Here is a 693-nt window from a genome sequence, read left to right as displayed (position 1 = left end):
GCGGAGGGCCGGGGGCCGGGGGACCGTCCGGGGACCTGCGGCGTACCTTCCCCGCCCGTGGTGCCCGGCGGCGCGCCGTGTCGGAAGGCTCCGGGAGCTGGTGGGGCCGTGCCTGGGTCGCGGCACTTGAGGAGTCGTCCCTGGACGCGGCCCGGCTGGCCCGTGGCCAGACGTACGCGCGGCAGGGCCTGGTCGACGCGATCACCGTCACGCCCGGCCAGGTCCTGGCGTACGTGCACGGCAGCCGCCCCCGCCCGTACCGCACGCGGATCGAGCTGCCGACGCTGTCCGACGCCGAGTGGGACCGGCTGCTCGACACCGCCGCCGAGCGCCCCGGCCATATCGCGGCGCTGCTCGACAAGGAGCTGCCGCAGTCCCTCGCGAGGGGCTCAGGCGCCGACCTGCTGCCCGGGCCCGGCGACCTCGAACCGTTCTGCTCCTGCCCGGACTCCGGCCACCCCTGCAAGCACGCCGCCGCGCTCTGCTACGAGACCGCCCGGCTGCTCGACGAGGACCCCTTCGTCCTGCTGCTGTTGCGCGGCCGCGGCGAGCCCCAACTGCTCGACGAGCTCTCCCGCCGCAACGCCACCCGCGCGGCGCGCGCCGACCAGGAGGGCGACCAGCGGCCCCGCATCTCCGGCGTCCGGGCCCGCGACGCGCTCGCCCCGCGCACGCTCCCACCCCTCCCGGCGC

General features: G+C 77.6%; 1 protein-coding gene. It reads left to right on the top strand.

Going from position 1 to position 693, the window contains the following annotated elements:
- Window positions 1–77: 77 nt before the first annotated feature.
- Window positions 78–693, top strand: a 616-nt coding sequence (locus U9R90_RS36625) for an SWIM zinc finger family protein (protein ID WP_411061838.1), incomplete at its 3' end; no start/stop codon positions are given.

It is taken from the genome of Streptomyces sp. E11-3 (genome assembly GCF_046540415.1).
Taxonomy (GTDB): Bacteria; Actinomycetota; Actinomycetes; order Streptomycetales; family Streptomycetaceae; genus Streptomyces.
This window is presented reverse-complemented; position numbering and strand designations above follow the sequence as displayed.